Here is an 8,800-nt window from a genome sequence, read left to right as displayed (position 1 = left end):
GGTCAGGTTTTCTACATTTTCGCTCAGAGTGTAAGTAACAGATGATTGTACTAAATCTCTACCTTCACCGGGATTTTCAATGATGGTGTCAGTGGTTGTATCAACTATATAGGTATCATTTCCCATACCACCAATCAGGATATCTACTCCAGCACCACCGTTGAGAGTATCGTTACCAGCTTTGCCATCAATGTAATCGTTATTTGCAGTCCCCACAAGATTATTGTTACTAGCATTACCAATGATTTCGTTGAGGTCATTAACGTTGATAGTCAAAACCTTCTCGAAAGTCAAACCATCATTATCGCTAGTTCTCACCCGGATGCTGTAACTGGATTTAGTTTCAAAATCTGGAGAAGCGTTAATTTGCAGTTGATTTCCACTAATAGTGAAAGCACTGTTATCAGTGTCACCATCCCCTGCAACTAAGCTATAAGTAAAAGTGTCACCTGTCTCTGGGTCTGTACTGATGAGATTACCAACCACTGTACCACTGGGTTGACCTTCATCAATTGCAGTAGTGTCAGTGGTATTATCATAAGACAAATCCGTCGGTGCTTCGTTAATGTCGTTAACGTTAATAGTTAAAGCCTTCTCAAAAGATAACCCATCTTGATCTGTGGTTTGGACTCTAATGCTGTAACTTGTTTGGGTTTCAAAGTCAAATACAGTATTAGCTATGAGTTGATTATCAACAATGCTAAATAAATCGTTGTCAGTGTCACCATCCCCTGTAACTAAGCTATAGGTAAAGGTGTTTCCTGTATTTGGGTCTGTGCTGGTGAGATTACCAATTACACCATCCGTTTGATTTTCCGTAACTGTGCTGGTGCTGAGGATTAAGTTGGTCGGCGCTTGGTTGAGGTCGGCTATGGTGAGAACTGCGGTGGGTTGCTGTGTACCTAGGGATGTGCCACTACTGGGGTTTACTAGACTCAGGTTGACGGTTTCACTAGACTCAATCACACTATCGCCCGCAATAGGAATCTGTACGTCTTTATAACTTTCACCCGGTGCAAAAGTAACAGTGATGGCGCTGTTGATATAGTCCGTTTGGTAGGCTTTGTAGGTGTCAGGATTAAAAAGTGCCTGTAATTGTCCACCTTCTACCAGTTCCCCTGCAATACCGTAGTGTGCCTGGGTGTCAAGCAAGAACCAACCAGGTCCGAGAATATCTTGAGCATCAATAATCCCTGATGATTCCTCATCTTGAGTCAAAAAGTTAGGACTACCGGAAAGGAAGCGATTTGGGTCATGTTGCGCTATTAGTTTTAAACTGTCAGTAGCAATGTTATACTGCCAAATTTTGCCAATATGGGCATTGTTCCCTACATCCTCCTGAAGCAGGATATGACCATACTTGTCTATGGTCATATTATCAAACATCTTCTGTCCTTCAGTACCATCCAGAACCGCTTCAATAGTACCGCCTAACTCTGGATTAGTTGGATTATCAAAGCGCAGTCTCCACAGGCGGCTAGGACCACTAAATGAATTAGTGGTGACAAAGTAGAAGTCGCTGGGGTTAGATGGGTCCCAATGTCCATCTTCAGGACGTAAGAAGGCTGTGACACCAGCCGCTACACTCTGGGTTTGCAGTGCTGCTCCTGTTGTATTTTGGACTTTGCCTAAGTCCGCTAATGTAAATCTGCTTCCCGGTGCTAAGTTGGTTGTGTTAGTTTCGCTTGTTAGTCCGGTAACAGCAATTCCATACAGTTTACCGTTGTTTAATCCCGCTTTGTCAATGTCCGTTCCTGTGTTGGTTTTATCGCCAATGTAGATGTAAACTTGACCACCTGCGGAGTCATCTAGTCCGGCTACTACTGTCTTATTACTAAGGGTGGGACTAGCAACAATATTTTCCCAACTGAATTTACCTAGGTAGGGTAGTTCATAAGTTGTACCGGCGTTTGTGCCGGTGGCGATATGAGCAAAAGCACGACCTTCGGCTCCGCTTTCTTCGCCATTCAAATAAATACGTGCTGTGCTACCGAGTCCCGTGGTGCTGTTGTAGAAAGCGGAAACCGCTGCTAAATCCCCAGAGCAGAAACGACTAAATGCTGTGGTGGTGCTTTGGGCGAAGTTGGTACTATTCCATACGTATACTGTCTGGGTTAGGTCGCTGCCGCTGACTACTGATAAGTCTGATTTGTTGATTACCCATTTGGAAACGAATGCTCCTGTACCGCCATGGGCGCGGACAATTCCAGATGTACTGCCTATTTCATGGTTCATTAATAGGGTGAAAGTCCCATCACCGTTATCATAAGCTCCCAAACCATCGGGAATGCCAACCATTCTATAGGGTGTGCCGTCGGGTTTGTTGTTAACCCAATCTCCAACCGTGAGGATGGATTTCAAACTAACACCAGAGCCTGGTGTAGTGGGGATGATATAAGAAGTGGCTGAACTGCTCGGTCCTTTGCTTGTGTCTACTGTAGGAGCAGCGGCACTACCGTTGGCTGTACCACCATTTAGTTGCAGTTGCACTGAATTTGTACCGGATAGGTCTCCTTGACGGGTTACTCGCACTGTGGCGTTGGAGAAACCAGAAGTACCACCCTCTGCAACTGAGTAGTTAGGAAGGTTAAAGTTAAAGACGGGAACAGCGGCATCAATGCTAAAGCTGAGAATTGAGCGAACCTGATTAGCTGCGGATGGTTCTGGGAATGTGTTTTGAGCATAAGAGTTAACTCCCTGCACGTTTACGTTCAAGGTTTTACCATCGGCAGCAATGTCAAAAACGGTGTAATTGAAGGTGTCGGGGGAATAGAAGTCAACGGGTTCGATTTGTGTGGGGTTGGTGTCGTTTTCACGCCACACATTTCTTAATCCGGGGAAATTAGGATCTAAGCCAAGTGGGTTAATTCCTGCTGCTATCTGATTGTTAGCAAGGTTATTCGCTAAAGTCTGGATATTAGCAAAACTATGGTTGGTAATGGTATCGGGTCCGGTAGCTCCTACTGGTCCACCTACGATTGATAAAGCATTGGGTAGAACTTTGACTACACCGTTATCTGTGTAGGTTAGTTCATTGATGCGATTTTGGTGGTCATCTGCGGACAAAAAGACTACGTTTTTGATGCTATTGTCAGCTATAAATTTGAGTAAGTCATTACGCTCTGCACGATAGCCACCAATCCATGATTTACCACCATCAGCACCAGAACCAATAGCACCAATTTGATCTATAGGACTAGATACACTGACAAACTTCCAAATAGTGCCGTTATTTTGCGCGTCTAACAGAGTTTGCTTTAACCAAGCTAGTTGAGTATCTCCTAGCATTGTGCGATCGCTATTATCAGCACGAGAACCCGTATCATCAGCACCAGTAGCAGTCTTTAACCGCACATCACGGTAACTGCGAGTGTCTGTATTGATATGAATAACGTTCTTACCCCATTGTTGAGCTAAATAAAGTTGTTGTGTACCATTAGTGCGAAGATCAGTAGGGGCGGAAATAATGCGCTCTCTAATCGGTTGGTAATCAGAGTATGCTTGAATCAGAGCTTTAAAACCAGGATTTTGGTTAATAAATACACCTGTTGTATTGACATCATCTACCGTGTTACTAGAACCATTACCTGATGCGGTAGCTAATGCGCCTGGTGCGCCGCCATTGATTAGTTGTTTGTTGCCTAGTTCGTGGTTATCTAGTGCAGTGTAGTTGCCTTGAGAACTATACAGACCTTGTAAACCCGAAAAGCCGTTATTATTGACAGGCCGGAGGTTTTCTAGATATTTACGGTGGTAGTCGATTAAGGCTTGACTGGGATTACCAACGATGTTGGTGGTTGCTGCGGGAGAGCCGGTACTTGCTGTTTCATAAATTGTGTCTCCCAAGAACATGAAGAAGTCTAAGTTCAAGTTGGGGAAGTTTTGGGTAGAAATGTAGGGTCGCATGACACCGTCTGCATCTCCACTAAAGGCAAATTTTACGGGTGCTTGGGTTGTGGCTTCATAAGCAGTTCTAAATGTCCCTACTTGGCTCGATTCGCCGGCGGTTGTTTGGAAGCGGTAATAGTATTTTGTGCCACTCTGTAAGCCTGTGGCATCTATTTTCAGGGTATAGTCGCGGTTGGCATCGCGGGTTACTCCACTAATTGACCTGACTATGGTGGTAAAATTAGCGTCGGTGGACAATTGCAGGGTGACATCTTGTGTGATACCGGGTTGGGTGGTTGTATTGGCAGTGTCGAAAGTACGAGTCCAGAGTATGGCACTGGTGGCTGTGGTATCTCCGGCGGCTACTCCTGTGAATCCAGCCGTGACTCCGTTAATAGCGATCGCTATGTTTTGAGTAGCTGTACCATCGAAAGAGGTAACGGTAAAGGTGTCTATTTTGGTTTGACCGGCAGTTAAATACTGTACTGCGCTGTTATCAACGCTATAGCTAAATGCTCCTGTGTCCGTAATTGTCAAGCTACCTAAGTTACCGTTGGCGGAAACGACGGTGGTGGCAAATTTATTTTCACCAGCATCTTCATCTGTAACCGTTAATGTACCAGAAGCGGTTAGCTTACCAGCATTAACATTAGTTCCTTCCTTAATAGTGACATTGCCGTTACCACTAATACTTGCGAGGTTGTTCATGTTGTTAATCCTTCCTGGTGAACCGATTTCTTTAGATGTAACATTCAGCGCGTTATTAAAGGATAAAAACGCTCCCTTAACTCCGACGGCGCTTATAGTTGACACTGTTGGCAGAGGTAGGGTGGTGCTACCCAAGCCAACCGCATTGTCGAAGGTTGTGTATGTGGTAGACCCACCAAAACTAACGCCTGTGATTCTCGTACCATTGGCATTAAAGAGATTGACAGCATCGCCGAGGGCGCTTAGTCCTACGCCACTACCTGTATAACTGCCAATGGTTAAATTACTGGGAACATTAGTACCAAACCAAGCGGTTTTAAATGCCGGGATAGTGGTGTCAGGTGTAGCGGTTTCTAGGAAAATCACCGATTGCCCAGGAGCAATACTAGTAACACCGTTAAGGGACACAGAACTAGCGGAGGAGTTGGAGTTGTCGTCCATCTTCCAGCCAGTGATGTCTACAGCACTAGTACCAATATTTGTCACCTCAAACCAGTCGGCAGTATAGACGCTATTGCTACTGCTCCAGGGTGATACTTCAGAGATAATGAGAGCGGGTAGGGTGGGTATTTCATTGACGATATCGGTAACAGCCAATGTAAAATTGGCAGTTGCGTCGGGATTGTTACCAAGGGTGGCATCGTCTACATTAATAGTAACACTGTAACTGGTTTTAGTTTCGTAGTCTAAAGTAGTACCAGCTTTGATGTAAAATGCAGTGTCGTTAATTTCAAAGAAACTGGCATCTGCTCCACTTAAACTCAGAGTATTTATTCCTAATCCATCGTCAGTAATGGTAATGTCGGCTATTTTTATGGCGGCGGTGGTACTGGTGTTTTCGGCAATCGCTAGTACCTTATTATCCAGAACCAAACCAGTGGGGGCTTGATTAGGAATTGCTGAAGGTGCGTAAACCCAAAGTTGCGGATAACTAATATTACCACCACCATTTTCGCTGACTACATAGAGATAGCCATTTTTATCCATGGTCAGTCCTTCATGTTGCTGGTCGACAACGGAAGCTGGATTTCCAGGATCGGAAATGATTTTTAATGAACTGGAGATGTTGCCGGAGCGGTCAATGCTGACAATTTTGCCGGATTCTTGGCTCAAAACTAATAAGCGGCTATAATCCGGTTGTCCATTCAAAGACGATAAGTTAGACAGGGCATAAACATCAGCAAAATCTAAAAGATTAGCTAATGCTGGATCAAAAAGGTTTATTGAATTAACTGTGGTGGGAGAACCATTACTGGCTGTCCCCGCAGCAAAATCAATAGTAGTTTGGAAAATACCTGCGGGTTGTTTCTCCTTCACCGCAATAAATCCACCGCTTTGGGGGTCCCAGGAAATCCCTTCTATACCGATGTTGTCAATGGTTGTCCCCAGTTTGACGGTTTGGGTATTGGCTTTAGTCAGAGTGCTTCCGGGGGTATAGGTAAACAAATTGGCCTGTCTGTCTCGTTCTTCAATTAAGACAAATTTGCCATTACCAATATAAGTAAGTCCTTCAATGTCATAAAAGTCTGTACCTTGGGGACTATTACCGGGAGCTAGGGTCATGGAATTGATTAACTGCCCTGTTTTTGATACTTGTACGATTGATGTACTGCCATCTCCAACAACAAACAGCGTATCTGTATCCCAGTTGTAAGTCACAGCAGAGACTTCCTGAGCTAATAGGCTATTAGTGGGTGCAGTGGTGCGAGTAGGTTCAGGTAAGTCGTATCGGCCAACCCGGACATAAGTGGACAAATCCACTGTTGTAGCTGGGTTGATACCATTAATGGTGATGCTGATATTTCGGCTGGCTGTACCATCTAAAGATGTGACGGTAAAAGTATCAACTTTGCTTTGACCAGCGTTTAAATACTGTACCGCGCTATTATTAACGCTATAGCTAAATGCCCCGGTTTCTGTAATTGTCAAACTACCCAAATTGCCGTTAGCGGAAACGACGGTGGTAGCAAATTTATTTTCACCAGCATCTTGATCTACAACCGTTAACGTACCGGAGGCGGTTAGCTTACCGGCGTTAATGTTAGTTCCTTCGGTGATGCTCAGGATACTGTTGCCATTAATAGTGGCGGGGTCGTTCATGTTATTAACGTTAATTGTGAACACTTTATCGGTGTAAAGTCCACTTTGATCTGTCGAACGGACGACAATGCTGTAACTAGACTGGGTTTCAAAGTCTGGTGAGGTGTTAATGAGCAATTGATTGCTGTTAATGGTGAAGGCTGCATTGTCAGCACCAGCCACTAAGCTATAGGTGAAAGTGTCACTGTTGTTGGGGTCAATGGTCGCAAGAGTACCTACGACGCTATTGGCGGGTACATTTTCATTAATGCTAGTAGCAGTTAAAGTGATATTGGTAGGAGCCGAGTTAAGGTTCAATCCCACAATTACCGGGTCGTGATCAGAAGCACGGAATTGGTCGGGACTGTATAAGCTGGTAATTTGATTTATGGATTTAAATTCGATATTATAGTCTAATACGCTAGGCTCATCGGCGTTAATGTGCCATATTTCCACATCGGATACCTGTGCAGCTAGACTACTAGTAGCTAAAGCATGATCAAGAGAACCTAACTGACCATCAAAAACGTAAGAGTAAAAAGTGTTAGGCAGAAGATTGTTATATCCGGCGATCGCTAATGTAGTCAGAGGGTCTTCTTGAGCATAAGCATTGAAATCACCCAACAACAAATAATCACCATCATTAACCCCAGTGGGCTTAGTAGCCAACCATGCCGCTAAATCCTGGGCCTGACGGGTGCGAGTACCATTGGATAAGCCTTGACCATCACCAGCATCGGTATCACCAATACCTCCGGCGTTGCTGCCTTTGGATTTGAAGTGATTGACGACAGCGGTAAATAATTCACCGTTGGAGTTTTGTTGGAATGTCTGCGCTAGGGGTTTACGTCCCACTAGGTCATAAGCACCTGTACCAAAGCTATCGGGTAGTGTCGCGGCTGCACCATAAGGAGTGACTTGACTGGATTTGTAAATTAAACCTACAGTAATAGCATCAGTCCCCAATCTTGTACTAGAACTAATAAAACTGTAAGTACCCGCACCAGCAACCCCATTGAGTCCAGTGATTAAACTTTGAATAGCGCTATTAGCACCATAGCCATTGTTTTCCAATTCCATCAAACCCAAAACATCAGCACCAGAACTAATAATGGCTTGGACAATCTTATTCAATTGACGAGTTAACTCAATAGCAGTATTAGCACCACGAGGCTCAAAACTCAATCCATTAGTATTGATATTAACATTCGTATCTAAATCATTGAAATAATTAAGAACATTAAAACTAGCCACCCTCAGAGTACCACCAACCGTAGGGGCAAACGGCCGTTCCCCCAAACCTCCACCCGGAGTAAAATTAACCCCATCTGTAGTTTGGATGCGATACCCTTCATAACGCTGGTCTAAAATACCTGTAATGCTGGCAACAGTATCACCACCGCGCAGAGTATTAATCGCACTTAAAGGATTACCACCACGACCAAAAATAATCGGATCTGGGTTTTGAACAGCACTACCATCATCAAGATAGATCTTGCGAGCAGCAATATCCGCCAAATAAGTAGCATAACCGCTAACACTGGGAGCATTGAATTGGGTATATTGATCTAGTCTGGCATCTGTACCCGGTTGGTTACTAGAACCCATTGCTGAGAGAACAACCTGCCCATAACGTCCTAGTTGATAATACTCTGTTACTGTGAGGTTTCCACTACCAGCACTCAAGTTAATTAGCATTCCCTCGTAGCTTTCTAAATTGCTATTGGGTAATTGGACGTTAACTGCTGTGGGTAACGTACCTGCTCCCAGATTAACAACACTCGTTAAACTAGAAAATTGAGTTAAACTGCTAGTATTAGACCCGCTAGTAGTAGTAAATTCACTAACTGTTCCCGTGATTCTGACTTTATCACCGATGTTGCCGGTGAATAATCCTGATGGATCATAAACAAAGATGGCTTCGGAGGTGGCAGAGTTACTGTCGGTATCAGCGTCTTCTTCTTGGACATAGAAGCCATTGAGTTTAGTAGCACCAAGGAATGCGCCGGTAACGATACCTTCAATGGTTTGAGTTCCTGTCAATGCTGCTGTTGCACCACTACCTTGAATGGCGCTAATTTTGGTAATGGCGACATCGTTATCTGTGATGGTGATGTTTTGAGTT

General features: G+C 44.2%; 1 protein-coding gene. It reads right to left on the bottom strand.

Annotation, left to right across the window (positions count from 1 at the left end):
- A partial coding sequence (locus ACIR310F_RS26565; protein ID WP_231387362.1) for an ExeM/NucH family extracellular endonuclease occupies positions 1-8,800 on the bottom strand: 8,800 nt, incomplete at both ends.

The sequence above is a fragment of the Dolichospermum circinale AWQC310F genome (genome assembly GCF_000426925.1).
Classification (GTDB): Bacteria; Cyanobacteriota; Cyanobacteriia; order Cyanobacteriales; family Nostocaceae; genus Dolichospermum; species Dolichospermum circinale.
The sequence above is the reverse complement of the archived record's forward strand: the minus strand, read 5'-3'. Positions and strand labels throughout refer to the sequence as shown.